Genomic DNA, 26,485 nt, shown 5'->3' on the forward strand with positions numbered 1-26,485 from the left:
GGGCCCCGGGAAGCAGAACCTCGGGAAGCAAGAGCTTCCGTTCGCGTCGTACGGATGCGGGCGGATTCGGATGGATCAGGCCGGGCCGGGCACCTCCTGGGTGCCCGGCCCGTTCTCCCGGTAGCTTGGCCGTGTTGTTGGCCGGTCGAACAGGCGGTGTTGCGCAGTGTTGATGCAGGGTTTCGCAGGGTTGATGTCGCTGTTGAGTCTGGCGCTGATCCTCTTCAGTGGCTTCGCGGTGGTGGACGCGGCGATCCGCCGGGAGGACGCCTACCGCGCCGCGAGCAAGCAGACGAAGCCGTTCTGGCTGATCATCCTGGCCATCGCGTTCGTGGTGAACCTGCTGTTCCCGATCATGTCGTTCCTGCCCGTCATCGGGCTGGTCGCGACGATCGTCTACATGGTGGACGTGCGTCCGGCGGTCCGGCAGATCGCGGGCGGGGGCCGCGGCCGCAGAGGCGGCGGCTCCAGCAGCGACGGACCGTACGGCCCGTACAACGGCGGGCGATAGCCCCGCCGCTCCTCCCGACCACCGGCACGCTGCACGGAACGCCCCGGACGCCATGGCATCCGGGGCGTTCCCCGTCCCGGATGCCTACTGGCCGTTACCCCGTCGGCGCTCCAGCAGAAGCACCGCCACGTCGTCGGTCAGTTCGCCGCGGTTCAGGTCGCGGACCTCTGCCACCGCCGCTTCCAGCAGGCTCTCGCCGCGCAGGCCCGCCGTCAGCTGGCGGTCGATCATCTCGACCATGCCCTCCTGGCCGAGCCGCTGCGTACCCGCGCCGACCCGGCCCTCGATCAGGCCGTCCGTGTACATCAACAGGTTCCAGGCAGCGCCGAGTTCGACCTGGCGCCGGGGCCAGCGGGCCTGCGGGAGCAGTCCGAGCGCCGGCCCGCCGTCCTCCTGCGGGAGGAGTTGTGCGGTCCCGCCGTCGCGGGAGACCAGCGGGGCGGGATGGCCCGCCAGGCAGAGCCCGGCGCGGCGGCCGTCCGGGGCGATGTCGACCGTGCAGAGCGTGGCGAACAGCTCCTCGCTCTCCCGCTCGTGCTCCAGAACCCGCTGGAGCGTGGAGAGCAGTTGGTCCCCGCAGAGCCCGGCGAAGGTCAACGCCCGCCAGGCGATGCGCAGTTCCACCCCCAGCGCGGCTTCGTCGGGTCCGTGCCCGCAGACGTCGCCGATCATCGCGTGCACGGTTCCGTCGGGGGTCCGCACCACGTCGTAGAAGTCGCCCCCGAGCAGCGCGCGCGAGCGGCCCGGGCGGTAGCGCGCGGCGAAGCGCAGGTCCGAGCCCTCCAGGAGCGGCGTCGGGAGCAGGCCGCGCTCCAGGCGGGCGTTCTCCTGGGCTCGCAGCCGGGACTCGGCCAGCTTGTAGTGCGCGGTGTCGGCGCGCTTGCGCTCCACCGCGTACCGGACGGCACGGTTCAGCAGCCTGCCGTCCAGCTCCTCGCGGAGCAGGTAGTCCTGCGCTCCGACCCGGACCGCGTCCGCCGCGCTCTCCACGCGGCCCGACGTGGCCAGCGCCAGTACGGCGTGGCCCGGCGCCAGCTTCAGGACATGGCGGAGTACGGACAGCTCGTCGTCCGCGTCCGCGCCCGGCAGTGCCAGGTCGAGCAGGATGCAGTGCACGTCGTCCGTGAGCAGCCGCTCGGCCTCGGTGAGGTTCCGCGCGGTACGGACGCGTACCCGCGTCCCGGAGGCGTCGAGCAGCTCCGGAACCGTGAAAGTGCCCGCTGGATCGTTCTCGATCACCAGCAGCGTCAGGTCGGTGCTGCCGGTGGAGTCCGGTCCCCTGGTCTGGTGGGGCAGAACGGTCTGACCGTTCTCCATCGCTTCGGTTTCCTTCCCTCCCCCCGAGGGCGCGGTGGAACGCCAGTCGACGCACCACCAGACGGGGACCTTAGCGGTTGCCGGGGCCCCAGCGGAATGGCACCGGAGAAACCGCCGGGGTCATATGCCCTCTCCGGGCCCGCATCCGGCGGTTTGACGGTGTGCGGCCCCATGACGAAGGTCACTCGGGGGCCCGCCGGACCCCGGGTGACGCACGCCACGGGACGGCCGCCCGCGGAGCGGCGGGGAGGGAGAGCGCGAGGGCGGGCGGCGGGGCCGGGCAGAGGCCGGACCTGGCGGGCCCGGGATCAGGACAGAGCGGTTACTTGTCCGGCCGGACCACGCCGAGGATCGGCATCGAGCCCGCGCCGCCGATCGTGACGTCCCTGCCGGGCCGTGGGGCGTTCACCATCGCCCCGTCGCCTATGTACATCCCGACATGGGTCGCGTCCGAGAAGTAGATGATCAGGTCCCCGGGGCGCATGTCCTTCACCGGGACGTGCGGCAGCTGCTTCCACTGCTCCTGCGAGGTGCGGGGGATGGGGTTCCCCGCCGCCGCCCACGCCTGGGAGGTCAGGCCGGAGCAGTCGTACGACTTCGGCCCCGTCGCGCCCCACACGTACGGCTTGCCGATCTGGTCCGTGGCGAACTTGACGGCCTTCTTGCCCTCGGCGCTCGCCTTGTTGTTGATCTCCTTGAGGATTCCGGAGCTGAGCCAGGCCGTCTGGGCCTTGAACTCCTGCTCCTCCTCAAGCTTCTTGAGCCGTGCGCGTTCCTTCTTGGCCAGGCCCGATTCGAGCTTCTTGGCCGCCTCGATCTTCTGCTCGATGTCCTTCTTGTTCTTGGCCTGCTTCTTCCGGTTGGACTCCAGCTTCTGCCACTGGTCGGCGGCGTCCTGGGTGTATGCCGTCAAGTCCTTCTGCGTCTGGTCCATTTCGGCCAGCAGGTTCTTCTGTGCCTGCTGGCCCGAGCGCAGCCGGTCGGCGCCGTCGAGGAAGCTGTCCGGGTCACCGCTGAGCATCAGCTGCGCGGCGGGCGGCAGGCCGCTGTCCCGGTACTGGGCGCGCGCCTCGGCGCCTGCCGCCTTCTTCAGGGCGGAGATCTTCGACTGGCCCCTGACGATGCGCTGGGCCAGTTTCACGATCTCGGACGACTGCTTCTCGGACTGCTCCTTGGCCAGGTTGTACGCGTCCGTGGCGGAGCCGGCCTGACGGTAGAGGTCGTCGATCTTCTGGCGGACGGCTTGGAGGCGGTCGGTATCAGCTGATCGTGAGCCGTCGGATCCCGAGCCGTCGGCTGGCGAGCCGTCGGATCCGGACCCCTTGGATCCGGACCCCTTGGACCCGGAGTCCGCAGCCCCGGAATCCGCAGCCCCGGAGTGCGGCGGCCTGGGATCGGCGTACGCGGCAGTCGGCACGGTCAGCACGGTCAGTGCGCAGACCAGCGTGATCGCGGCGGCGCAGCGGCGTCGGTTCACGAGCTCCCCCTCCAGAGCTGAAACAGACCTGATTTACCGTCAGTAACTTAGGTGGCGTTGGCGCGATAGTGCCATGCCCTGCGCGAATGCGACAGAGGTGTACAACAACTCCCCGGCCCCACCCGTGCCCCGCGTCACTCCCTGCCCGGTCGGACGAACGGAATCAGCTCCGAGTTCCCGCCAGCGGCGCCAGGGCCGCCCAGTTCACGGTGACTTCACCCTGCCGCCACCTGCGGACGTCGTCGGCCAGCGGCCAGTCGGCCGCGAGCGAGCGCACGGTGTTGATCCAGCGCTGCCGGGCGCCGAGCGAGGCGTACGGGGCCGCCGCGGCCCAGGCGCGGTCGAAGTCCCGCAGAAAGGCGTGCACCGGCTCTCCGGGTACGTTCCGGTGGATCAGTGCCTTCGGCAGCCGTTCCGCCAGGTCGGACGGCTGGTGCAGCGAGCCGAGCCGGGTCGCGAACGTCACCGTGCGCGGCCCGCCGGGCCCCAGCGCGACCCACACATGCCGCCGCCCGATCTCGTCGCAGGTGCCCTCGACCAGCAGCCCGTCCGGCGCGAGCCGCGCGCACAGCCGCTGCCAGACGGCGGCGACCTGCTCCTCGTCGTACTGGCGCAGCACATTGGCCGCCCGGATCAGCGAGGGGCTGCGGCCGTCCAGCGGCACTTCGAAACCGCCGTGCCGGAAGGCGAGGCCCGGCCGCTCGTACGGCTTCGCGGCCGCGACCCGGGCCGGCTCGATCTCGATGCCGACGACCTCGGCGGCAGGCGCGGCCGTACGCAGCCGCTGGAGCAGCTCCACGGCGGTCCAGGGGGCCGCTCCGTACCCGAGGTCCACCGCGAGGGGGTCGGCCGAGCGCCGCAGGGCGGGCCCGTGCACGGCGGCGATCCAGCGGTCCATCCGGCGCAGCCGGTTCGGGTTGGTGGTCCCGCGGGTCACGGCCCCCACCGGACGGGCGCCCGTCGTACGGACCGTCGTACGGACTCCGGCTGAGGGGGCACCGCCGGGGCGGCGGGGGGAGGGCTGGACCATGCCCGAAGGGTATGTGAGGCGTGTCGAGGTAATTATTAGGCAAAGCGGAAATGCGACAGGGCGTCCCGCTGTTCCAGAGGTCTGACGGGGTACGCCTGCCCTGGAGTCGAGCGTGCCCGCGCGAGGAGAGGACCGTCCACGTGAGCCAGTACGTGTCCCGGCTCGGCGGCCGGATCACGGGACCCGCACGGCCGCCCAGGCTGAAGTTCGCCGGGCACCGCAGGCCGCGCAGGGTCGCCATGCTCAGCGTGCACACCTCGCCCCTGCACCAGCCGGGCACCGGCGACGCGGGCGGCATGAACGTCTACATCGTGGAGCTGGCGAAGCGGCTGGCCGCGATCAACATCGAGGTGGAGATCTTCACCCGCGCCACGACGGGCGGCCTCCCGCCGCTCGTCGAGCTGGCGCCCGGCGTGCTCGTACGCCATGTGGACGCCGGCCCCTACGAGGGCCTGGCCAAGGAGGAGCTGCCCGCCCAGCTCTGCGCCTTCACCCACGGTGTGATGCAGGCCTGGGCCGGACACCGGCCCGGCTACTACGACCTGGTCCACTCCCACTACTGGCTCTCCGGCCACGTCGGCTGGCTCGCCGCCGAGCGCTGGGGCGCGCCGCTCGTCCACGCCATGCACACCATGGCGAAGGTCAAGAACGCCGCGCTGGCCGACGGTGACACCCCCGAGCCCCCCGCGCGGGTCATCGGCGAGACGCAGATCGTGCGGGCGTCCGACCGGCTCATCGCCAACACCGAGGAGGAGGCCGACGAGCTGGTACGCCATTACGAGGCCGACTCCGGCAAGGTCGCCGTCGTCCACCCCGGCGTGAATCTCGACCGCTTCCGGCCCGCGGACGGGCGGTCCGCCGCCCGGGCCCGCCTCGGGCTGCCGCAGGACGCCTTCGTACCGCTCTTCGCCGGCCGCATCCAGCCGCTCAAGGCGCCCGACATCCTGCTGCGCGCGGCGGCGGTCCTGCTCGACCAGGACCCCTCGCTGCGCAAGCGCATGGTGGTGCCGGTGGTCGGCGGCCCCAGCGGCAGCGGGCTCGCCAAGCCGGAGGGCCTGCAGAAGCTGGCCGCCCGGCTCGGTATCGCGGACATCGTCCGGTTCAATCCGCCGGTCGGCCAGGACCAGCTCGCCGACTGGTTCCGGGCCGCGTCCGTGCTGGTCATGCCCTCGTACAACGAATCCTTCGGGCTGGTCGCCATCGAGGCCCAGGCGGCCGGAACGCCGGTGGTGGCCGCCGAGGTCGGCGGGCTGCCCGTCGCCGTACGCGAGGGGTCGACCGGATTCCTCATCCCCGGCCACGACCCGGCGCGGTACGCGGAGGCGCTGCGCCGGTTCATCGAGAACCCGCGGCTGGTGGACGAGATGGGCGGGGCCGCCGCGCTCCATGCCGGCCGGTTCGGCTGGGACACGGCCGCGTCGGCGACCGCGGACGTCTACACGGCAGCGGTGCACGAACACCGCCGTCGCGTACGCTCGCACCATGGCTGATCAGGCTGGCGACGCCGACGTACGCGAGGTCCTGGAACAGGCGTTCAAGGACGCCGAGCTGGAGTGGGAGAGCCCGGAACCCGGCTCCTACGTGGTGAAGCTCCCCGGCACCCGGAAGCTCTCCACCACCTGCTCGCTGATCGTCGGGAAGCACTCGCTCTCGGTCAACGCGTTCGTGATCCGGCACCCCGACGAGAACGACGCGGCAGTGCACCGATGGCTGCTGGAGCGCAACCTCCGTCTGTACGGGGTGAGTTACGCGATCGATTCGCTCGGCGACATCTATCTCGCCGGGAAGCTGCCGCTGTCCGTGGTCACGCCGGACGAGATCGACCGGCTGCTGGGATCGGTCCTGGAGGCGGCCGACGGGCCCTTCAACACGCTGCTCGAACTGGGCTTCGCCAGTGCGATCAAGCGGGAGTACGCGTGGCGGGTGTCGCGGGGCGAACCGACCCGGAACCTGGACGCGTTCACGCATCTGACCCGCGAGTCGAGTAGCTGACACCCGCCCCTATAGGGATCCCCCCCCCGTGACGGGTGCACCCCCGGCCGGTGCTGCATGCCCGGTCGGCCCCGTGCCCCCGGCCGACGCCGCCGCGAGGGTGTGTCGGCGCCGGTGCCGGTCTCGGCGTTTCTGTGCGGCTCCCTGCCTGCCTCTTCCCCGCCCACCGACCCTCATGGCATGCTCACGACCGACTCACTCGTGAACGCAGTTCATATGCATGTCCACCCATGAAAGGGGCGGGTCCCATGGGGAACATCAGCAGACGCGCACTGCTCGGCAGCGCCACGGCCGTCGCGGCCGTCGCGGCCGTCGTCGTGTCGGGAGGGGGATCCGTTGCCGCACCGCGCGGACGGACGCCCGCCGCCCGTCCGCCGGAGCGGGCCGGCGGACGGGCCCCCGCCACCACCCCGCTCTGGCGGGAGTTCGCGCGGACCCCGTACACGCACCCCCAGATCCCGTACATCGGCGGAGCCGGCCGCCGCACGGGGGAGCGCCGCTTCCCCCGGCTCCCCGTCGTGGCCGACGTCCGGGAGTACGGCGCGGTCCCGGACGGCTCCGCCGACTCGGCGCCCGCGATCAACCGCGCCATCGCCGCCGCCGGCCGGCGCGGCGGTGGCACGGTCCTCGTCCCGCCGGGAACCTTCCGTATCGACGACCTCATCCGTATCGGGCACAGCGACGTCGTACTGCGCGGCGCGGGCAGCGGGCGCACCACCCTCCACGCGACGAAGAGCCTCACCGAGCTGATCGGCCCCTACGGATCCCGGTACGGCGGCAACAAGTCCTCGTGGTCCTGGGCGGGCGGGCTCATCTGGCTCTGCCCCGAGGCGCGGTTCGCGAGCCTGACGGCCGCCATCACCTCCGCTGCCTGGCCCTTCGAGGGGTGGACGGGCAACAGACGCGACGAGTGGCACACCCTCACCACCGTCGCCCCGGCCCGGCAGGGCGACCGCACGGTCACCGTCGCGGACACCGCGAAGCTCCACCCCGGCGATCTCGTGCTGCTCCGGCTCGCGGACGACGCGGGGCACACGCTCCTGGAGCACATGGCGGGCGGCGGACCGGGCCCCGAGGCGTACGAGTGGGACGACAAGACCAAGCTGACCTCGTACGTCCCCTATGAGTGGCCCGTACGCATCACAGCGGTACGCGGCCGCCGGCTCACCCTGGAACGCCCCCTTCCGCTCGACATCCGCCCCGAATGGGACCCCCGGCTCACCACACACGTCGCGCCGCTGACCGGGTCCGCCGTGGAGGGGCTCACGCTCGAAGCGGTACTCACCCCGCAGTCGCCGCACCTGCTCGACAAGGGGTACAACGGCGTCGCGTTCCAGTGCGCGTACGACTGCTGGGCCGACGACGTCGTCGTACGGAACGTCGACAACGGCTTCGGACTGGTCGCCGCGTCCGCCACCACCCTGCGCCGCACCCGCGTCGAGGGCCGGGGCTCGCACCATCCGTACTTCTGCCGGGAGGGGTCGCACGACAACCTCGTCGAGGAGTTCACGATCGCCGAGCGCACCGTGCCCGCCCCGGCGGGCACCCAGCTGCACGGCATCAACGTCGAGGGGCTCTCCAGCCACAACGTCTGGTCGCGCGGGGTGATGGAGATGGGCACCTTCGACTCGCACCGGGGGCTGCCGTTCGCCAATGTGCGGACCGACATCACCGTCAACAACGACGGGCAGCACGGCGGGGACGCCTCGGCCGGCCCGCTCTTCGGCGCCCGGTTCACCCACTGGAACATCCGGGTCACCAACGGCCGCGAGGGCCTGATGAAGATCGACGGCCTCGCCCCGTACAGCGCGAGCGTCGGGATCAGCACGGTCAGGCCGTTCGGGCAGATCGACGTGCCGGACTTCCCGGGTGATCTGCACACGCGCCTTGAGGCGTACGGAGCGCCGGAGTCCGTACGCCCCGCCAATCTGCACGACGCCCAGCGGGCGCTGAACCCGTAGCGACCCGTAGCGACCCGTGCGCCCCCTCCGGGGCCGGGGCGTCCCCGCGTGCGGGATCCCCGGCTCCGGTGGAACATTTCCTCCATGAGCGACAAAGGGGATCCCGGTCCTTCTGCCTCTCCTGCGGCCGCCGCCGGCAAATTCGCGCCGAACCAGACGGTGACGCTGGCGGCGATGCTGTTCGCCGTGTCGATGACGTTCATCGACCAGACGATCGTGGCCATCGCGGCACCGGACATCATCCGTGAGCTCGGGCTCTCCGCGTCCGGGATGCAGTGGGTGGTCAACGCCTACCTGCTGACCCTGGCGGCGTTCTTCGCGCTGGGCGGACGGCTCTCCGACATCTTCGGACACCGCCGGATCATGGTGATCGGCACGCTGGTCTTCGTCATCGCGTCGGCGCTGTGCGGTGCGGTGCCCAAGGGCGGCGGCGCCCAGACCTGGCTGATCGCGTTCCGGGCGGTCCAGGGTTTGGGTGCGGCGCTGATGTTCCCGGCGGCGCTCGCCGTGGTGGTCGCGGTCTTCCCCGTGGAGCGCCGGGGACGCGCCCTGGCGCTGTTCTTCGGACTGTCCGGCGGTCTGACGTGCGTCGGTCCGCTGCTGGGCGGCTGGCTCACCGACTGGACCTGGCGGGCGATCTTCTGGGTCAACGTGCCCGTCGCCGTCATCGCCCTGGCTCTGACCGCGAAGGCCCGCATCCCCCGCAACGCGACCCGCGAGCGGCTCGACGTGCCGGGCGCGGTGCTGGTGGCCGTGGGGATGGGGCTGAGTGTCTTCGGCCTCCAGCAGGCGTCCGCATGGGGCTGGGGCAGCGCCGCCACCTGGCTCTGCATCGTGGGCGGCCTGCTCGTCCTGGTGGTCTTCGGCGCACTCGAACTCCGTACCGGGTCCCCGCTCATCAGGCTCCGGGTGTTCCGGGACCGGGCCTTCACCGTCGATGTCGTGGTGCTGTTCTTCGCGATGATCGCGTTCGTACCGGTGTTCTTCTTCGCCTCGGTGTACGCGCAGGTGTCGCTGAGCGCGTCGCCGAACCAGGCGGCCCTGTACCTGCTGTATTTCTTCATCGGCTTCGCCATCGCCTCCCAGTGGGGCGGGCGCATCCTGGACCGGCGCGGCGCCCGGCCGGCCCTGAAGCTGGGCTGCGCGGTGGGCGCCATCGGATTCGCCCTGTGGGCGAACAAGATGACGACACTGTCGATGCACGACCAGTGGCCGTACGCCGCCCTGGCGGGCGCGGGCATCGGATTCCTGCTCGCCCCCGCGTCGACGGACGCGGTGAACCGCGCGATCGACGCGTCGTACGGCGAGGTCACCGGCATCACGCAGACGGTGCGCAACTACGCGGCGAGCGTGGGCCTCGCCGTGTTCGGCACGGTCCTCACCCATGTCACCACCGACCGGGTCGCCGACACCCTCCGCGCCAGAGGCCTGCCGGACCGGGCCGCGAAGAGCACGGCGCACAGCATCGCCGAGGCGGTGACCGGTCAGGGCGATACGAGCGGGCCGACGGGCAGCGGCCCGGTCGCGACCGCGACCCGGCACGCGATGGGCTCGATCCGGCTGGACTTCGCCGAGGCGAACCGGGCGGTCTTCTACGGGATGGCCGGCGCGCTCGCCATCGCCTTCATCTGCTCGTACTTCCATCCGGGCACCCGGGTGACGGCGGAACCGAAGGGCCCGCAGACCCCGCTGCCACAGCGGCCCGGGGGTGACGCGAGGGCGTGACGGGCAGGACGGGTGTGACGGACGGGCGGTGCGGCACCGTCTGGTCGGCGGACGACGGTGTCGCACCGCGTACGGGTCCGTGTACGGGTCCGTTTAGGGATCCGCCCTGCGGGGGCAGCCCCCGCATCAGCACCGCGTAACCCAGTGCCGCCACCGTGCCCAGCACCCCGCACGTCCCCCACAGCCACTCCGCCCCGAACCGGTCGATGATCACCCCGGACATCAGCGGGGCGACCAGCGCGGCCACCGCCCAGGACATCGTGTACATCCCCTGGTAGCGGCCCCGGCCATGGACGGGTGAGAGGCGGACCACCAGCCCCGTCTGGGTGGGTGCGTTGACGATTTCGGCGAGGGTCCAGACACAGACCGTCAGCGCGTAGAGCCCGATCGAACCGGCGAACGCCGTGAGCCCGAACCCGTACCCCGCCACCACCGACGAGATGATCAGCAGGCGGCGCGGGTCGCGGTGCTCGATGAACCGGGTCACCGGGATCTGGAGCACGACGATCAGCACGCCGTTGACCGCGACGGCCATGCCGTAGTCGGCGCTGCTGAAACCGTCCTGGCCCATGGCCACCGGCAGGCCGACCGACGCCTGCTGGAAGATCAGCGCGACCACGAAGGAGAGCCCGACGACGCTCATGAACCGGCCGTCGCGCAGGACCGTCCCCAGCCGGACCGCCGATTCGGTCGCCTGCTCCACGGCCGTCCGCACCGGACGGGACTCGGGCAGCTTGCGGAAGACCACCACCGCGCAGACCAGGGTCAGGGCCGCCTCGCCCAGGAAGCCCGCGAGATAGCTGTACTGCGCGACGAAGCCCGCGCCCGCCGACGAGACCGCGAACCCCAGGTTGATCGCCCAGTAGTTGAGGGAGAAGGCACGCACCCGGTCCTCGGGCTTCACAATGTCGGCCATCATCGCCTGCGCAGCGGGGCGCGAGGCGTTGGAGGCCATCCCGACGAGGAAGGCGACGGCGGCGATGGCGCCCGGGTCCCGCATGAAGCCGAGCAGCGCCACCGAGCACGCGGTCGACACCTGCGCGACGAGCAGCGTGGGCCGCCGGCCGAGGCGGTCGGTCATGACACCGGCGCCGAGCGAGGAGAGGACACCGCCGAGGCCGTGGAGGGAGGCGACGAGGCCCGCGTACGAGGCGGAGTACCCGCGGTCCAGCGTCAGATAGAGCGCCATGAAGGTGGCGACGAACGCACCGAGCCGGTTGATCAGGGTGCTGGTCCACAGCCACCAGAACTCCCGGGGTAGACCCGAGACACTCTCCCGTGCGGCGCGTCTGAGCCCAGTGGAACCGGCTGCGGACATCGTGAGTTCCCCCATGGCTGAAGTGGACCGGCGCGGGCGCGCACGCGAGCGGACGGGTGTACGGGTGAGCGCCGCGTGGTCCGAATGTAAGTGGTGCTTCCGACGCACGGACGTTACGGGTGGCCGGTCCCGGGCCGCCACTCAATTGACCGAGGGCGTCAATCAGCGGCCGTCCCGCCGTCGATTAGGCTCGGGGACATGGCCGACGCACCGTACAAGCTGATCCTCCTCCGCCACGGCGAGAGCGAATGGAACGCTACGAATCAGTTCACCGGATGGGTGGACGTCAACCTGACGCAGAAGGGCGAGAAGGAGGCGGTCCGCGGCGGTGAGCTGCTCACGGACGCCGGTCTGCTCCCCGATGTCGTGCACACCTCGCTCCAGAAGCGCGCCATCCGCACCGCCCAGCTCTCGCTGGAGGCGGCGGACCGCCACTGGATCCCCGTGCACCGCTCCTGGCGGCTGAACGAGCGGCACTACGGCGCGCTCCAGGGCAAGGACAAGGCGCAGACGCTCGCCGAGTTCGGCGAGGAGCAGTTCATGCTGTGGCGCCGTTCGTACGACACGCCGCCGCCGGTCCTGGAGGACGGCGCGCCGTACTCGCAGAGCGGCGACGCGCGGTACGCGACGATCCCGCCGGAGCTGCGCCCGCGCACCGAGTGCCTCAAGGACGTCGTCGTCCGCATGCTGCCGTACTGGTACGACGGCATCGTCCCGGACCTGCTCGCCGGCCACACGGTGCTGGTCGCCGCACACGGCAACTCGCTGCGCGCCCTGGTCAAGCACCTCGACGGCATCTCGGACGAGGACATCGCGGGCCTCAACATCCCGACGGGCATCCCGCTCGCCTACGAGCTGGACGCCGACTTCAAGCCGGTCAACCCCGGCGGCACGTACCTCGACCCGGACGCGGCCGCTGCGTCCATCGAGGCGGTCAAGAACCAGGGCAAGAAGAAGTAAGCAGGCAGCTGTAAGCCCCCCACCTGCGGGTTCTCCGCGTGGTGGGGGGGGGCTTTTTGGTGCGCTGGGCCGTCTGTGGGCCGTAAGAGGGATTCAGGGCTGTTGTCAAGGGTTCCTGAGCGCCTCGGTGAATAGCTATGTGACCGGTATGCTTGTCCCGCCTCGTCTGATCCTCCCCTGAACTCCGAGCTAGAGCACGTGAGTTCTCAGGCTCCGGCCCGAGAAGCGGGTCGGCTGGAGGAGAGGGGAGGCGGTAGAGGTGAGTCTTAAGAAGGACGAGCCCCGTAGGTGGACCAGTGTCGAGAGGTGGCAGGTCTGGCTTACGGGAGGGGGCCTACTAGTAGCCATCGCTACCGGCGTGATGCAGTTCGCTCGATGAGCGAGTCACGCGTGAGAACGGTCGGGATCGGGTGCTGCACATGCAGCGAGCCCGGTCTGCTGTTAGGCGACCGGGCTCGCTGACTGCGTGAGGGCCTGGATCTGGTTGCAGCCGGATCCAGGTCCTCGGTCGTTCTAGTCTTCGTAGCTCTTAAGATCTATCTAGAGCTAGATGAAGCTAACTAGATCTAGCTGGATCTGAGTCTCTCACTCGTAACTAATACTCTCAACTTTCCGTGCGTGTGATCTGTGTTCGTCTTCGAGTGATTCTCGGCCTCTTCTTCTCCGATTCGAGCTTCGCTGACATGCTGTTCCATGTCCTCGCGTTGTACTTCACGGATACGAAGAACCGTTGCCCTCGTCACTTCTCTCCGCCAGCGCTCTCAAACACCGAGGCCACAGCCTTCCGGGTGCGCTCCTGGCTCGACGGCATCAGGTGCGCGTACACCCGGAGCGTCAGGCCGGGGTCCGAGTGACCGAGGTACTCGGCGAGCGCCTTGATGTTCTCCCCGGCGTCCAGCAGTACTGATGCGTAGAAGTGCCGCATGGCGTGCATGCCGTTCTCGCGCGACTCAGCGTACGGCTTGCCTCGCTCAGGCACAGGGATGGCTCCGGCCGCCGCGAGCGCCGGTTTCCAGGCTTCCTCGTTGAGCGAGGTACGCCAGACGTGACCGCCACGAGGCCCGGTGAAGATCAGCCGCTTGGTCACCGGCGGACCGTCCGCGACCTTCCACGGCAAGGTGATCTCGACCGGCGGGAACTGCTTCATGTGGGCCCGGAGCGCATCGGTGACCGGACGGGGGAGCGGTACGTCCCGGAGCTTGCCGCCCTTGGGCGGAGCGAAGACGGGCTTGCTGCGGCTCAGCTTCAGCTGTTGGACGACGTGCAGCGTGTCCGAGCCGAAGTCGATCGCATCCACCGCGACGCCCAGGATCTCGCCTTGCCGTAAGCCGCAGCCGCCACCCAGGTCGACCATCGCCTGATACCGGTCGGGCATGGCCTTGCGCACGGCGAAGAGCCGTTCTGCTGTCCACGGCGTGACGCGCTTCGTGTCCACGGCGGGTGGTCGGACCGAGCGGGCAGCGCAGGGATTCCGGGGGAGATGCCCGTCGTCCACGGCCGCACTCAGAGCCGCCCGAAGGTTGGAGTAGATCGTCCGGGCGTACGAGCCGCGGACGCCGTTTTCCTGGAGCTGCTGCACCCAGTCACGGATATGCGCGGGCTGGAAGGAGCCGAGCGGACGTGTACCGAGGTAGGGGAACGCGTGCAGCCGGAGCTGTGACTCCATCGATGCCTGCGTGTTCGGATCAGCTCCTTGTGTGGCCACCCAGCTTTCTGCGTACTGCTGGAACGTGGTCCGAGCCGCGCGAGGATCGATGTACTGACCGCGTGCCATGTCCGCTTCGATATGGCTCAGCCACTGATCCGCGAGCCGCTTCTGCCGGTCCGGGAAACTCTTGGCCTTCTCCGTGCCGTCCGGGCCGATGTAGCGGGCGCGGTAGCGGAGCCCAGTCCCGTACCGGGCGGACTTGACCTTGATCTCCTTGCCATCGGCACCGGCCTTGGTGGTGTACCAGCGATCCTGAACGTGCCCGGCCATCAGGCGGCCACCCCGCTGCGCAGGGAATCGACCCAGGTTTGTACGTCGGCCGGATCAAAGCGAAGGTGCCGGCCGACCCGGAAGCCGCGGGGGCCGGTGTGCTTCCGGCGCCACTGATAGACCGTCTCGATGCTGGGCAGCTCGAACATCTCAACCAGGTCGTCAGGCGTCAGATAGCGAGGCGGGAGAGGGAGTGTCACGGTCACCACTCCCGCTCGTCGACCAGTTCCGCGAGGGCCTCGCGGGCAGTCTCGCGGTTGAGCTGGAGGTCGCGGGCGATGGTGGCGGCTAGGGCGGTTTCGCCGGGGCTGTGGCCGTGGCCGGCGTACTGCCAGTCGGCCAGGACGAGCACCGTGTCCGGCTGACGGTCATCGAGGCCGAGGGCCTGGCGCTCTTGGGCGGAGCGGAAGTCGGCGCGGGCTTGGCGGAGTTCACCGAGGGTTGTGGAGTAGCGGCGGGATTTGGAGGAGAAGTGGCCGCGGAAGCCGAGCATGTGGGCCCATGCCCAGAGGCGGCGTTCCGGGTAGAGCGGATCGAGGGTCTTGCACGCGCTGATGAGGCGGCGGGCGTGGTCGGGTACGCCGTGCCGGTCCAGCTCGGAGAGTTCCCCGATGCGGCGGTCGGGGGTGCCGGTGTTCTCGGCGGCCTTGGTGGCGTACTTGGCGACGTAGGACGCCACAGCCTGCTCGGTGAGGTCAGTGCCGTCGCCGAAGGCGATGACGGGGCGGACGTCAAGCTGGCTGCCCCAGCGGAAGGTACGGGCGGGCTGGTCGTCGATGGCGGGGGCGGATACGGAGGTGTAGCTGTGCTGGGCGGCGGCGTGGATCGCGTCGGTGAGGAGGGCGACGGTGGCCCAGGCCGGGGGCGGGCTGTCTGGTCCGTCGGGGCCGTCGAGGCGCATCACGGCGTGGAAGTGGATCGCTCCTCGCTTCTGGAACTCCGCGACCTTGCCGTACGAGAGCCGGGCCGACTCTTTGAGTTCGGCTTGGGGGAGTCCGGCGCGGGCGGCGATCTCGCGGCGGAGGCGGGTCGTGAAGCGCATCCAGAGGTCGCCTGCGTGGTTGTTGAAGAGGACTGATCCGGCGTAGTCGTATGTCGCGGGGTCGAGGGCGGTGCCGAGTTCCGGGGCGTTCTCGGGGTGCCGGCCACCGCAGCGGCAGGTGCCGCGGTCGGGCCGGTTGTGGACGGAGCCGAAGGACGGGGCGGTGAAGGTGGCGAAGACGCGGGGGTGGTCGCGGACGGTGGAGGAGATGTCGCGGCGGTCGTCCCCGGCCAGGCCCGCGCGGATGAGGTGGTAGGTGTCTCCGGCGTACGTCCAGGCGCAGGACGGGCAACGGGAAGCCCGACGGTTGCCGCAGGCGAGGCGGAGGCGGCCGCCGGGCTCGGTACCGGTGGAGTACTCGTGCAGGGTCTCGCCGGTGGTCCTGTCCTTGGTGCGGGTCCAGCCCGTCAGGTGGATCGGGTCGGAGCAGCCGCCGGTGCGGCGGATCTGGTCTTCCCAGCGGTCGAAGTCGGGGGCCGAGGCCACCCTCAGCAGGTCGTTGAGGGTGATCCGGTCGCGCAGTGCGTCAGGCACGGACGCCTTCCCGGCGACGGACCGGACGGCTCGTTCCGGTGCCGGTGGGCGGGTGCGGTCGGTCATGATGATGCTTCCTTCCGGATCTGTGGTTCGGAGAGGGGCACGGCTTCCGGGCGGCGGATGCTTGGCGGTATCGAGGCCGCCCGGAAGCCGGTCAGCGGCGGTTCTGCGAGGCGATCAGCGAGCGGATGACCAGCGCGCAGACGGCGAGTGAGGCGGCGGTGACCGCGACCGCGAGGAGCATGGAAACGAGTACGGCACCGACGACCAGGACCACGGCCGTACCGCCGCCGACGAGGGCGACGACAGCGCCGGGCGTGAGCTGGACCGTGGGACGGGCCGGAGCCGGAGTCGTAGGTACCGGGGCCGGGGCGTGATGGATCACGGCGGGCCCCTCGGCGGTGACGGATGCCGCGACGATGCCGGTCGGCACGGGGTTGGTCGGGATCTTCGGACGGAACATGGCGGTTGTCCTTTCTGCGGGGGTCACTTGACGGCGGTGTTGATCACGGGGGACAGCAGGCTGTCGGCGAGGAGGTAGCCACCGAGCAGCAGCACGATCACGAGCCACCACGGCGGGCGGATGAGCTTCAGGCCGAGCCAGCCGACGACGATCAGGGCGAGCCAGAGCGGGACGTCCACGGGGGTGGCCTCCTTCAGCGGGGGTTGCAGCGGTGGGTGCGTGCGGCGAGCTGGGCGGCGGACTGGCTGTTGAAATCGGACGACCAGCCGCATCGGTCGGCGGTGCACACTGCGGCGTGCTTGGTACGGCCGTGCCGGTCGCGGTGGGTACCGAGCTGCACAGGACCGATCCGCATGACGGAGTGGAAGTGATCTCGGGCGGGCATGTAGGTCTCCTCGTGGGTCAGGTGAGTTGGGCGGCGATGGCGTCGGCGAGCTGGAGCGGAACGCCGAGGCGGGTGCGCAAGGTGTCGGTGTCGATCGGGGATCCGGTACGGGCGCGGTGTTCAGCGGCGACCTTCCGGGCGTGCTCGACCAGGGCGGCCGGGACGGTCGAGGCCGGTTCGGCGACGGGACGCGCGGGAACGTCCTCGTCCTCCGGAGCCGCGGCCGGTGCGAGTGCCGGGGCGCTCGGTTCTTCGATGGGCACCGGCTCGCACGCAGGGGCTTCGGGTGCCGGCTGGTCGGGCGCGGGGGCGTCGACCGGGTCTGTCGCCTGCGTGGTGTGGGCGAGGAGCGTGCCGCCGAGGAAGGCGAGCGCGGGCCATCCGGCAACGCCGAAGCGCAGCCAGCCTGGCGGGTGTTGCAGGTCGAGGAACCCCGCGGTGGCGACGTTGGCTCCCAGCGAGGCGATGAGCGCGACCACGAACCAGCACCAGGCGAGCCTGGAAGGACCGTCGTTCCGGAGCCGACGCCAGGCAGCGACCAAGAGCAGATCAACACTGATCGGGTAGGCCCACGCCTTCCAGCCGTCCTGTCCGGCGGCGGAGGCGAGGTCGTGAAGGTGAGCGAAGGACAGCGCGCCGGCGATCACGGCTTGGACGAGTACGGCGTCCACGCGGACGGTGGGACGGGCCATCGCGGGCTTCTCCTTTTCGGCATGGGGCGGGTAAGGACCTGGCGCGAGGAGGTCACGCCGACCGGAGTGCGGGGAGATCAGGCGGTGGCTGTCGCGGCCTTGGAGAGCGACACGGGGGCCGGGACCAGCGGGGCGACGGCGGGCCGGAAGGCCGCGAGCGCGGGCAGGTCCGGGGTGCGGTCGGCGTACCGGTTGCAGATGTTCACGGCCTGGCGCAGTGAGGTGTGCGGTGCACGGATACGAGTCCAGCCGCCGGTCGAGTCGCCGGATACGGCGATGCCGGGAACGTCGGTGGGGATCTGGATGGCGGCGAGGACCGCGTCCGGGGCGATGTCGCCGAAGGCCATGTTGGCGCTGGACTCGTCGTTGACGCGATGAGCGGTCCGGCCGGTGAGCTGAGCCCGGAGCATCGTGATGCCCTTACCGAGCTCCGAGCCGAAGCGCTGCCCACAGATCTCCAGGTAGATCCCCGCGGCACGGCCGAGTTGGGCGAGGCGGACGAGGTCGGTGATGATCCGGTCGCGGCGCTTCTCCTCGTCCTTGGTGGCGTAGAGAGCGAGCTCCGCGACCTCGTCGACCAGGACCACGACGGGAGTTGGGCGCATGTCCTCGGGCAGGTCCCAGATGTCGGCGGCTATCTCGGCATCGGGGAGGTCGACCGTGATGCGCTGAGCCGAGCGGATCAGCTGGTAGACGTCCTGCATGTGTCCCACCAGGGCATCGAGCAGTGCGAGCGCGGTGTCCGGGTTGTCGGCGAGAGCGGAGAACCGGCGGGCGAGCGGGAAGAGCTCAACGCCTTGCTTGCAGTCGATGCCGACCAGGGCGACGTCATGAGTCGCGAGACCGGCGACCAGGTTGCGCTGGTAGACGGACTTCCCGGACTCGGTGGCTCCCAGCGTCAGCCCGTGCGGAACAGCCCGGTAGTCGCGGTAGTGGACGGCACCGTCCTCGCACAGAGCCACGGGGACGCGCATCAGTGCCTGGTCGGTCTTGGCGGGCATCTGGACCCGCTTGAGGACGTCGTAGCCGGTCATGCGCAACTCGACTACCCCGGAGTGGACTTCGCGGGAGGTGACCCCGTACATCCCGAAGGAGTGCCGGAGCCGGTCGGTGGCCGCCGAGACGTCGAAAGCGTCCTGGCCGGGGCGGAGCTTGAGGCGGATCACTAACCCGGTCCGAGTCGGACGCAGCCGCAGGATGAGCGGGGCACGGGACTCAGGGACCGGCCGGTGGGCGAGACGGGCGAGCGACAGACGCCAGCGCGAGGGCGGGACCGTGAGCCCGCAGGCGTCCATGACCGAGGTGTAGCGGATCGCGATCCGCAGCGCGGCGAAGGTGACCCCGAAGGCCATCCAGTACCAGGCGGGGCGCCGCCACCGCAGGATCACTGCGGTGACGACGACCAGCAGCAGCGTGACCGTGAAGCTGGTCATGGTCAGGCCGCCTTGGACTGCTCGGCACCAGCGGCGAGGGACGTGACCGCCACCGCGCGGAAGGCGATGCCGTGCCGCTTCTGCCCGTTGAAGTCGTTCTCCCACGGGCGGGCGATCAGACCGGTAACGGCGACGGGCGTACCCATCATCAGCTCGCCGGAGATGCCCGGCTCAGGAACCGTCACCGACAGGATCTCCACCTCGTCGTTGGCCGCGAACATCACGTCCACGGTCATGAGCTTCGCGCCGCTCTCGACGTCCATGGCGATCTCGCCGGTACGGCGGTCCTTGACCTTGGTGACCGGGGGCTTGGCGACCATCACGGATGCGGCGGAGGTGTCGACGGGGATCGTACGCACAGAAGATCACTCCTATAGATGTGCTGAACTCCGTCACTCATGTACATGAGTGACAAGAAGAGTGCATCACTCCTGTACATGAGTCAACCCGCCGCGGAGAAGAAGTCGCGGCGGGCTGTGAAGAGTTGAGCGAGCGTCAGTCGGTCGCGGGGATCCGGTAGCTGAAAACGAACTGGTCAGCAGCCATGAGGGTGTCGCAGACCTCCACCACCCGACCTTCGGTGGTCTTGGCCTCACGGATCAGATGAACCACCGACGCACCAGGACTCAGGGCCAGTTCGGACGCCTCGGCCTTGGTGGCGAGCCGGGCTTGCAGCGTCTCGATGAACTCGGCGAACTCGTGCCCGTGCTCTTCCAGCCTGGCGTAGATCCCGCCCCCGCCGGGGTTCTCGGCGAACAGCTCGGGGATGTCCTTCACGGCGTCCCACGGCAGGTACGACGTCGCAGTCTCGACGGGCGTGCCGTTACGGAAGTACAGGCGCCGCCGCGCGAGCACCTGAGTGCCGGCCGCAAGGTCCAGCCGTTCGGCGATGTCCTCAGGGGCCGCCATCGGGCCGATATAGAGAACGCTGACGCTCGGGGTCGCGCCCGACTGCTCGGACTCGGCCAGGTACGCGGCTTTCCCACCCTGCCGGTGCGAGCGCCGGAAACGATCGGAGGAGCGGTGCCGCACCGGCGGACGCGCCTTGACCATGGAGCCCTTGCCCTGACGGGTCTCGACAAGGTCGCTCGCGCGCACCTCCACCATGGCCTTGCGGATCGTGCCGCCCGAAACGCCATAGCGCTCGACCAGCTCCGATTCACTGGGCACCATGTCGCCGGACTTGAGGATCCCGGCCCGGATCTGCTCAACGATTTCGTCGGCGATCTGCACGTACCGAGGTACGGCCTTCCCACCTCCTGTTGCTGTTCCCATAGTCCTTCTCTTCCTCCTATGCTCCTGTACATGAGTAACAGCGCCCAGGAAGGCACGTCAACGCCGCTCCACTCCGTGTCCGTGGCCGGAGTGGTCGTGCGCGAGGACGGACGACTCCTGGCGATCCGCCGCGCCGACAATGGCGCCTGGGAGCTCCCGGGCGGCGTGCTCGAACTCAACGAGACTCCCGAGGCAGGCGTCCAGCGGGAAGTCTGGGAAGAGACGGGCATCCACATCGAGGTGGGCGAGCTCACCGGGGTCTACAAGAACACAACGCGAGGCATCGTGGCACTGGTCTTCCGGTGCAAGCCCGTCGGCGGCATCGAGCGAACATCCAGCGAATCCACCGCGGTTGACTGGCTCACCCCCGACGAGGTCTCCGAGTGGATGGGCGAGGTGTACGCGGTCCGGCTCCTGGACGCCTTGGACGGGGCGGGGCCACATGTGCGGAGCCACGACGGCCGACGGCTCCTCCACCAGTAGGCGGAGACCATGCAGACGCCGAACGAGCCACGCCGCACACCGAAGCACCCGACAGAGCTGGACGACGTCTACGACTTCCTCGAAGAGGTTCGTCTGCGCCCTGGGATGTGGGTACGCGGCAGTTCGCTGCTCCACCTCGAATCGATCCTGATGGGCTACCGTGTCGCCCTGTCCGCTCACAGCGTGGCCGAAAACTGGCCCTTCTGGAGCCCCGGTAGCCAAGGACCATTCGCCGAATGGCTGTGGCAACGGCTCGGAGGGCCGAGCCCGTTGGGCTGGGCAGCCGAGATCGAACACGAGGCCCAGGCGACCGATCAGCAGCCCATCGACATGTTCTTCAGCCTCTTCGACGAGTACCGAGCCGAGCACAACCAGACCGCGCGATAGAACTTTCCCTACTTCATCAAGGCCCGCGCACAGCGCGGGCGCGCGCCGCCTCTGCGGCGCGGCCTGCCTCCTGTCTTCGCCCCGGCTGGCCGCGTCCGGCGGCGCGCTACGTGCATGCGGGCAAGGGCGGGACGCTATCCGCGGGCACAAGATGATGCCTCCGGCGGGGGATCGGCCGGCACCGGGATGGAGGGGGCGCCGTTGCCGACTGCGGGCCCGTGGGTGGTGAGGGTGGCGGGCTCCCATCCCGTCCACCGTCGACCCAGGCAGAGCCGAGCAGACGTGGCCCATGGCGTCCAGGTCGTTCGTACAGTGGCGCGCTCCACCTGGACGCCATGAACCACGCCCGCTCCACGATGTGTGGGTCGACGGCGGACGGGATGGGAGCTGGGGGGAGTTATGGTTGAGGAGTCAGCCCGACCCACCATTCAGGTTCACCTACGGGTTCCAAACTCATCTCATCTAGCCTGCTGCGCACAATTCTGACGTCCGCATCCGTCAAGACTGCGTCTCCCAGAGCAGCAAGCGCCCGAGCGGAGTCACCGTCATAGATCTTGCCCACCTCCGTCTCCAAGGCCCGCTTGATCGCGGGTAGGTCTGCGGACCAGTTCCGAACGTGCCACCCCAGCATGTTCGCGAACTCCTTGTCTGTCCGGAGGCCGAGCACACGGTCACCGCTAATTACCTGATATCCATGCCAAACTCGCTCAAAGCACCACAGTAAGACAAAGTAGTCGTGCCGCAAATCCGTCGCCGCCACACCACTCTGTCTGAGCACCTGCCCAGGGTTCGGATCTCCCTCGGCTCTCCAGTCACTTCTGAGTGCAAAGGCGAGCTCACCAAGGGGCCTACGCGCCTCAGCCACAACGCCCGAGGTCAAGTCGATGTGGAGTGTGCGAGCGATCTCCATATTGGCCCTTCGCCGCTGTGCCACTGTGGCGGCCAACGACAGTCCGAACGCCACGATCGACACAACTAGCGCTGCCACAGGTAACGCCCTGCCAGACATACATCCCCCAAAACGGTCGGCTCATCGGCCACGTACAGGATCGCCTCTCGCATGAACGCACGGGCGGCATTTCCAGAGACTGGGATCACTTAGCGGAACCGTGAATGGTCCCCGGCTGTACAGCGGGACGTGCAACAACCACGGCAACCGAGCTTGCCCAACAAGGTCCACCCAGGACCGATGCACGACTGGTTTGACCGTGGCTGACCGATCCGCATATGGCTACGGATCAGAAGCCGCCGCGCCTCATCCATGCCCGACCGCGGATTCACAAGGTATCTATTATCTATGGCTCGGTCGGGTGAAAGCCTCCGGAATATCAGGTAGAACTCGTTCCTGGCGCGCAGAAGATCCAGTTGGAGGTGTTGGGGGTTATGTCGGCGGGCCCGGCCATGGAGGCATTCGCGTATTTGCTGTCTGCTGCGGCGCCGAACTGCCTCTAGTAGCGCCCCAACCGGCTGGCATATCTACCGTGACCGGCGTTACCCCGTCAGTCTCCAGGACCGCGCCAGCCAAGGCGATGAAACTCTCAAACATCTCAGCAGCGTATCCATCGGTTTGAGCATCCCTCCACGCTTCACCATTGAGCTCACCTGGGGATATGCTCGCCTGCGACATAAGCCATCTCTGCATATTTGAGCAAAGCTTCCGAAGGTCTGTAGATCCTTCCAAGCCAACTCGCGCAATTAGAGGTCCAAGCTGCCCAATTGAGTCGCGAAGTTTCCCATCAAGAGAGCTGATTTCAGTCTCGCTGGTGTTGCTACGGATCCCTTGACGCAGGTCGCGCAGTCGGGCAGTCGCCTCTTGGAATTTTTCCGCGTACTCAAGGAATACTCTCGTGCGAGCTTCTCTGCGTTGCAATAGATGATCGGAGCGAATCTGCTGATTCACTTGAGCTGCCTGCACCTGCGCCTGAGTAAGTTGCACGTGCGCTTGAATCCTGGCCTGCTCAAACTGGGAATCAGCCTGTATTCGCGCTTGCTGCTCCGCCTTGCGTCCCGTGAGGTGCGCCGAGACAGTTGAGAATACCCCGCCGACAGTTGCACCGATCACGCCACCCAGAAGCCCCGCCAATCCCGCATCCATACCCACATCTTGACGCGCCCGAGCGCCGCGAGTGATCCGATCTCCAAGATGAGCAACGATGTCCAGAATGCAACTTTCGGTTGAGACTCGGCTCCGCTGCTACTGACGCCGCCCGTGGACGTTCACATCCTCCTCTGTCGAATATGTGTCGAAGGGGACGACCTTTCATACTTGGCGTCCAAGACGGGCCAGGTCAGAGCGGATGCGCCAACGAGCACACCAGGCGCCTTCTAACCGCTTGGCTTGACGAACGGTCTACAGCGGCTCAGCCAAGGGGAGCGCCGGGCCGGCGGCGAAGCCTTCGGACTGGTTCAGGTGGAACGGGGAGCCCGGCTCCGTAGGGGACCAGCCCCGGGCGAGAGCCGAGGCGATAGCGGCAGCGACGTCTCTTGGCAGAACCGCGACGCTTGGCACTCCGAACCAATTGCTGGCATGGGGCTGATTCGTGGTGACCACCAAGGTCGTGCCTGGGGCGTCCGCGTGCTGCACTGCGTACGTACACGGTCGATCACAGAGAGCTTGGTCGTACGTAGGCCGGCGGCGCAGGCACCAGCGGTAAGCCGTGCCGTCGACGACGATGCGTCGTGAACCCTTGCGGCCGATTGCCATGGCGCGCCCCCATCTCCTGGACTGGCCGCGATGCTAGCTGGTCAGACCACGGGCGAGCCGAGATTTTCGGGGTCCGTCCCTGGGCCGTCCAAGGCCGCGCAACAGCGACCGACAGCGACAAGCAGTGGCAGGGGTCCTACACGACGACCCCAGGTCACCCCCGTTCGTCTGCGACACTGGTACAGCCATGCCTAAGCCCGGAGATTGCTCTCATTGCTAGGCAGACTCAGCGACGAACTCCGGGCGGTACGTGCCTTGGTAGTTGTCGAGCGCCCGTCGAAGCATGGCGGCCCCGCGGGGAACGCCGACCGCGAGCTGATCCAGCCGAGGAAGCGCACATGTTCTGGGATGAAGTAGGTGCAGGGCGCGCTCGTCGGACACCTCGCTGACATCAAGGGTGATCACGGCGACATGCTTTCACGTGGTTGCACCGTTCTGACATCCACGAGTGACATCAACGACGGCGGACAGCGGCGACAACCAGCAGCTGTGTATGGCACCGGTGTACGAGGCGGGCCCCAGTCGTACCGGGCGGAGAACGAACTTACAAAGCGTTGTCGGCCGTTCAAAGCCGTCCGCGCCCAGCAACGCAGTGGCTCCCAACCGATCGTGGTTGGGAGCCACTGGCATCTGCTTCTGACATCAACGGGTCGGTCGGCAGCGACGGTACACAGCCGAACCGTGTGGGTCTCACTAATTGTGGATTGCTGCTACCCGAAGGCCGCCGCGGGCAGACATGGCCCCTCGTTGTCTTCCTCGCCAGTGCCGAGCCCCGGTACCGACAAGCGATGACCGCGGCTGATCGCCACGCGGAGGACGTCGCGCAGGGCTCCCGTGAGGGACGCCGCCAGCAACCTCAGCTCTGCCAGTTCCGCCGTCCCATCGCCGAGAACTTCCGGCGCGTGCTCCAGAAGTTCATCTGCCAGGCCAAGTTGTACCGCTTCGGTGCTGTCAGCCAGGCGAGACAGGTAGCCGTCTGCATCATCGGTGCTCAGGTAGCAGGGCTTACCCTCGGGGCCCGACCATGGGAGGAGTCGCAGCTCGTTATGGGTGATCATCCTTCCGTTCCCCTCTCTTCGCTCGTCGTGCGGTTGGTGAACAGGGCGTCTGCGCGGTCGCCGGGAAGCACCAGGAGCGCCGCCTCGACGACGCGTCCCGTGGTGTCGGCCGACAGGCGAGTTACCGCGAGCACTGGCAGGACCGAACTGATTCGGAGAGCCGCTGCTTCCGATGGTGTCGGGGAGCGCGCGGTGACCCGCTCTTGAACCTCGGCCAGAGGCGGTCGGAGTTGAGCAAGCCGGGAATCCAGCCCCTCGCGCCAGAGCGACTCGTCGTACCCCTCAACGGGCGCCAAATCGCGGGGAACGTAGATGTGGGCCAGGCTGTGTGGTGAGTTCCCGTCGTAGCTGAGGCAGAGGAATTCCGTCAGCGGACTGCTTGTCGGCACGCGCAGGAGACTGGCCAGATTTCCTCGCGCCTGAAGCTGGGTAGCGCGGACGTTGATGCGGAGAGGTGCCGGGGTCGCGGTGGCCATATCGGATGGGCGACCGCCGCCGACATACGTGATTCTGCGCAGGGGGTACCGGACGAAGTTCCCCCTGCCGTGGATCTTCTCCACGAGCCCTTCTCCTTGGAGGACTGCGAGAGCGCTCCGCAGCGTTGGTGTGCTCACCGTGTAGCGGGTGGCGAGCTGCGCCTCCGAGGGCAGTCGTTCGCCGGCTTTGATGCGGCCGGTCGAGATCTGCTCCCGGAGATCGTCGGCGATGACCTGGCGGCGGGAAGCCACGGGCACCGTCACCACCTTCCCGACATCCGCAGGGCGACGAGCCGGGTCCGCGAGTGCATGGTGAGCAGTTCGCCGGACTCGAAGCGAAGCTGTTTCGCGAATCCCGCCAGTTGGAGGATGTCGACCACGCGGCATGGTTGGCCGCCGATCTGGATGACGTCGCCGCGCTGGACGCTTGCCGAGGTGATCTCGACGTTGGCTGCGGTAACCCCGCTGGGCGCCCATCTCCTCACGTGGCAACCTCCCTCGGGGTGGTCGGGACGACGGTCGGGTGGCAGGAGCAGCCGCACGCTTCGTAGATCACGGGGACTCCGACCGGTGCCACGGCCGGAGAGGGGTGCCCGCATTCACGGTGAGTACCGATCGAGCACGAACTCGACTTGTAGGGGGCCGCCTTCTTCGCCACACGTGGCTGCTGCCGAGCGGGCATCAGAGGGCCTCCGCCGCGGTAGGCCGGGTGCGGAGAAGGGAGGCGGGCAGTACAGCTGCCTGGTGTCGCCGCCTCCGTTTCTCACTGGCCAGCACATATGGGCGGACAAACTCCGTCTCCTCCCCGGCGAGAACCTCGGTGTGGCCTTGGGGCCGCCCTGTCGGCAGCGAGGGCGGATTGAAGGCGCTGAGGTGAACGACTCTCGTTCGGGTGGGTGTTAAGGGGTGGCTGTGCAGACTCTTCGAGAGGCACCGCTCACTGGTGCGTGAGAGGGCACGGCGGATACGGTTGAACACGCTGATCAGCTCCTATCGCTGATGGCCAGGTCCCCGGACATCGCCCGTCGCGGGGACCGTTCTGCGTACGGCGGCCCATAAGGTGCGGCCGTTCACGCTGCTGGTGAGAAGGCCGAATCGATCGGCATCCGCCACCACCTCCAGGACCTCCCTCCATGAGCCGGCGGGGAAGTCGTCCGGCACCTCCACTTCGATCGACGTGTGTCGCGCGTGCTGCTCCACGCGCGGGGTGAGTCCGGCGGCGGACAACCGGGCGGCGATGTTCTCGGCGCTCAGTTCGGAAGCGGGCACAGGTGTCTCCGT

At 68.8% G+C, this 26,485-nt stretch carries 26 protein-coding genes; 8 read left to right on the top strand and 18 right to left on the bottom strand.

The features are described from left to right. Window positions 1-166: 166 nt before the first annotated feature. The gene (locus tag OG285_RS18955; protein WP_356827631.1) at window positions 167-511 is read left to right on the top strand and encodes a DUF2516 family protein; all 345 of its coding nucleotides are present in this window, start codon (window positions 167-169) and stop codon (window positions 509-511) included. Window positions 512-595: 84 nt separating this feature from the next. On the opposite strand, the gene OG285_RS18960 is transcribed toward OG285_RS18955, so the two are convergent. The 3 genes from OG285_RS18960 to OG285_RS18970 form a co-directional block, all read right to left on the bottom strand. Continuing rightward, the gene (locus OG285_RS18960) at window positions 596-1,828 is read right to left on the bottom strand and encodes a fused response regulator/phosphatase (RefSeq protein WP_356827633.1); all 1,233 of its coding nucleotides are present in this window, start codon (window positions 1,826-1,828) and stop codon (window positions 596-598) included. Window positions 1,829-2,150: 322 nt separating this feature from the next. Next, window positions 2,151-3,305, bottom strand: coding sequence for an NlpC/P60 family protein (locus OG285_RS18965; protein ID WP_371791636.1), 1,155 nt, complete (start codon window positions 3,303-3,305; stop codon window positions 2,151-2,153). A gap of 163 nt (window positions 3,306-3,468) precedes the next feature. Next, entirely contained in the window at window positions 3,469-4,203 is a 735-nt protein-coding gene (locus OG285_RS18970) for a class I SAM-dependent methyltransferase (RefSeq protein WP_371793566.1), read from the bottom strand. A 272-nt stretch (window positions 4,204-4,475) separates the two neighbouring features. Between OG285_RS18970 and mshA the strand changes: the two genes are divergently transcribed. From mshA to OG285_RS18990, 4 genes are all read left to right on the top strand, one after another. Continuing rightward, window positions 4,476-5,825, top strand: coding sequence for a D-inositol-3-phosphate glycosyltransferase (gene mshA, locus OG285_RS18975; RefSeq protein WP_356827637.1), 1,350 nt, complete (start codon window positions 4,476-4,478; stop codon window positions 5,823-5,825). Beyond that, window positions 5,818-6,327, top strand: a complete 510-nt coding sequence (locus OG285_RS18980; protein WP_371791637.1) for a YbjN domain-containing protein — start codon at window positions 5,818-5,820, stop codon at window positions 6,325-6,327. Before mshA ends, OG285_RS18980 begins: the two co-directional genes overlap by 8 nt. Before the next feature lie 248 nt (window positions 6,328-6,575). Next, on the top strand, window positions 6,576-8,288 hold the full coding sequence (locus tag OG285_RS18985; protein WP_371791638.1) for a glycosyl hydrolase family 28-related protein: 1,713 nt from the start codon (window positions 6,576-6,578) through the stop codon (window positions 8,286-8,288). 84 nt (window positions 8,289-8,372) lie between these two features. Further along, entirely contained in the window at window positions 8,373-10,013 is a 1,641-nt protein-coding gene (locus OG285_RS18990) for an MFS transporter (RefSeq protein ID WP_356827643.1), read from the top strand. Here the strand turns inward: OG285_RS18990 and OG285_RS18995 are convergent. Continuing rightward, complete coding sequence (locus OG285_RS18995) at window positions 9,913-11,346, bottom strand: MDR family MFS transporter (protein WP_371791639.1); 1,434 nt, start codon at window positions 11,344-11,346, stop codon at window positions 9,913-9,915. The genes OG285_RS18990 and OG285_RS18995 overlap by 101 nt on opposite strands. A gap of 183 nt (window positions 11,347-11,529) precedes the next feature. Between OG285_RS18995 and OG285_RS19000 the strand changes: the two genes are divergently transcribed. After that, complete coding sequence (locus OG285_RS19000) at window positions 11,530-12,291, top strand: phosphoglyceromutase (RefSeq protein ID WP_356827645.1); 762 nt, start codon at window positions 11,530-11,532, stop codon at window positions 12,289-12,291. Window positions 12,292-13,030: 739 nt separating this feature from the next. On the opposite strand, the gene OG285_RS19005 is transcribed toward OG285_RS19000, so the two are convergent. The 10 genes from OG285_RS19005 to OG285_RS19050 form a co-directional block, all read right to left on the bottom strand. Beyond that, window positions 13,031-14,269 carry a tyrosine-type recombinase/integrase gene (locus OG285_RS19005; protein WP_371791640.1) on the bottom strand — a complete coding sequence of 413 codons (1,239 nt, stop codon included), beginning with the start codon at window positions 14,267-14,269 and terminating at the stop codon, window positions 13,031-13,033. Further along, window positions 14,269-14,478 carry a helix-turn-helix transcriptional regulator gene (locus OG285_RS19010; protein ID WP_371791641.1) on the bottom strand — a complete coding sequence of 70 codons (210 nt, stop codon included), beginning with the start codon at window positions 14,476-14,478 and terminating at the stop codon, window positions 14,269-14,271. Before OG285_RS19010 ends, OG285_RS19005 begins: the two co-directional genes overlap by 1 nt. Then, the gene (gene repSA / locus OG285_RS19015; RefSeq protein ID WP_371791642.1) at window positions 14,472-15,911 is read right to left on the bottom strand and encodes a replication initiator protein RepSA; all 1,440 of its coding nucleotides are present in this window, start codon (window positions 15,909-15,911) and stop codon (window positions 14,472-14,474) included. Before repSA ends, OG285_RS19010 begins: the two co-directional genes overlap by 7 nt. A 91-nt stretch (window positions 15,912-16,002) precedes the next feature. Next, window positions 16,003-16,311, bottom strand: coding sequence for a SpdD-like protein (locus tag OG285_RS19020; protein WP_371791643.1), 309 nt, complete (start codon window positions 16,309-16,311; stop codon window positions 16,003-16,005). A gap of 23 nt (window positions 16,312-16,334) precedes the next feature. Beyond that, complete coding sequence (locus tag OG285_RS19025; protein ID WP_371791644.1) at window positions 16,335-16,490, bottom strand: hypothetical protein; 156 nt, start codon at window positions 16,488-16,490, stop codon at window positions 16,335-16,337. 14 nt (window positions 16,491-16,504) lie between these two features. After that, window positions 16,505-16,696 carry a mobile element transfer protein gene (locus OG285_RS19030; RefSeq protein WP_371791645.1) on the bottom strand — a complete coding sequence of 64 codons (192 nt, stop codon included), beginning with the start codon at window positions 16,694-16,696 and terminating at the stop codon, window positions 16,505-16,507. 17 nt (window positions 16,697-16,713) lie between these two features. Then, a complete protein-coding gene (locus OG285_RS19035; protein WP_371791646.1) occupies window positions 16,714-17,388 on the bottom strand; it encodes a DUF2637 domain-containing protein in 675 nt (224 codons plus the stop codon). Window positions 17,389-17,465: 77 nt separating this feature from the next. Next, the gene (locus OG285_RS19040; protein ID WP_371791647.1) at window positions 17,466-18,821 is read right to left on the bottom strand and encodes an FtsK/SpoIIIE domain-containing protein; all 1,356 of its coding nucleotides are present in this window, start codon (window positions 18,819-18,821) and stop codon (window positions 17,466-17,468) included. A 2-nt stretch (window positions 18,822-18,823) separates the two neighbouring features. Further along, window positions 18,824-19,180 carry a hypothetical protein gene (locus OG285_RS19045; RefSeq protein ID WP_371791648.1) on the bottom strand — a complete coding sequence of 119 codons (357 nt, stop codon included), beginning with the start codon at window positions 19,178-19,180 and terminating at the stop codon, window positions 18,824-18,826. Window positions 19,181-19,316: 136 nt separating this feature from the next. Further along, window positions 19,317-20,096: a GntR family transcriptional regulator gene (locus OG285_RS19050; RefSeq protein WP_371791649.1), complete on the bottom strand. Its 780-nt coding sequence runs from the start codon at window positions 20,094-20,096 to the stop codon at window positions 19,317-19,319. Window positions 20,097-20,114: 18 nt separating this feature from the next. On the opposite strand from OG285_RS19050, the gene OG285_RS19055 reads away from it, so the two are divergent. Both OG285_RS19055 and OG285_RS19060 read left to right on the top strand, forming a co-directional pair. Further along, a complete protein-coding gene (locus OG285_RS19055) occupies window positions 20,115-20,579 on the top strand; it encodes an NUDIX hydrolase (protein ID WP_371791650.1) in 465 nt (154 codons plus the stop codon). A 9-nt stretch (window positions 20,580-20,588) separates the two neighbouring features. Then, on the top strand, window positions 20,589-20,966 hold the full coding sequence (locus OG285_RS19060) for a hypothetical protein (protein WP_371791651.1): 378 nt from the start codon (window positions 20,589-20,591) through the stop codon (window positions 20,964-20,966). A gap of 3,414 nt (window positions 20,967-24,380) precedes the next feature. On the opposite strand, the gene OG285_RS19065 is transcribed toward OG285_RS19060, so the two are convergent. The 4 genes from OG285_RS19065 to OG285_RS19080 form a co-directional block, all read right to left on the bottom strand. Then, window positions 24,381-24,728 carry a hypothetical protein gene (locus OG285_RS19065; RefSeq protein WP_371791652.1) on the bottom strand — a complete coding sequence of 116 codons (348 nt, stop codon included), beginning with the start codon at window positions 24,726-24,728 and terminating at the stop codon, window positions 24,381-24,383. Further along, entirely contained in the window at window positions 24,725-25,456 is a 732-nt protein-coding gene (locus OG285_RS19070) for a GntR family transcriptional regulator (RefSeq protein ID WP_371791653.1), read from the bottom strand. The genes OG285_RS19065 and OG285_RS19070 overlap by 4 nt, the downstream gene beginning before the upstream one ends. Window positions 25,457-25,464: 8 nt before the next feature. Then, window positions 25,465-25,689 carry a hypothetical protein gene (locus OG285_RS19075; RefSeq protein ID WP_371791654.1) on the bottom strand — a complete coding sequence of 75 codons (225 nt, stop codon included), beginning with the start codon at window positions 25,687-25,689 and terminating at the stop codon, window positions 25,465-25,467. 505 nt (window positions 25,690-26,194) lie between these two features. After that, entirely contained in the window at window positions 26,195-26,473 is a 279-nt protein-coding gene (locus OG285_RS19080) for a hypothetical protein (RefSeq protein WP_371791655.1), read from the bottom strand. Between the last annotated feature and the right edge of the window lie 12 nt (window positions 26,474-26,485).

The sequence above is a fragment of the Streptomyces sp. NBC_01471 genome (assembly GCF_041438865.1).
GTDB lineage: Bacteria > Actinomycetota > Actinomycetes > Streptomycetales > Streptomycetaceae > Streptomyces.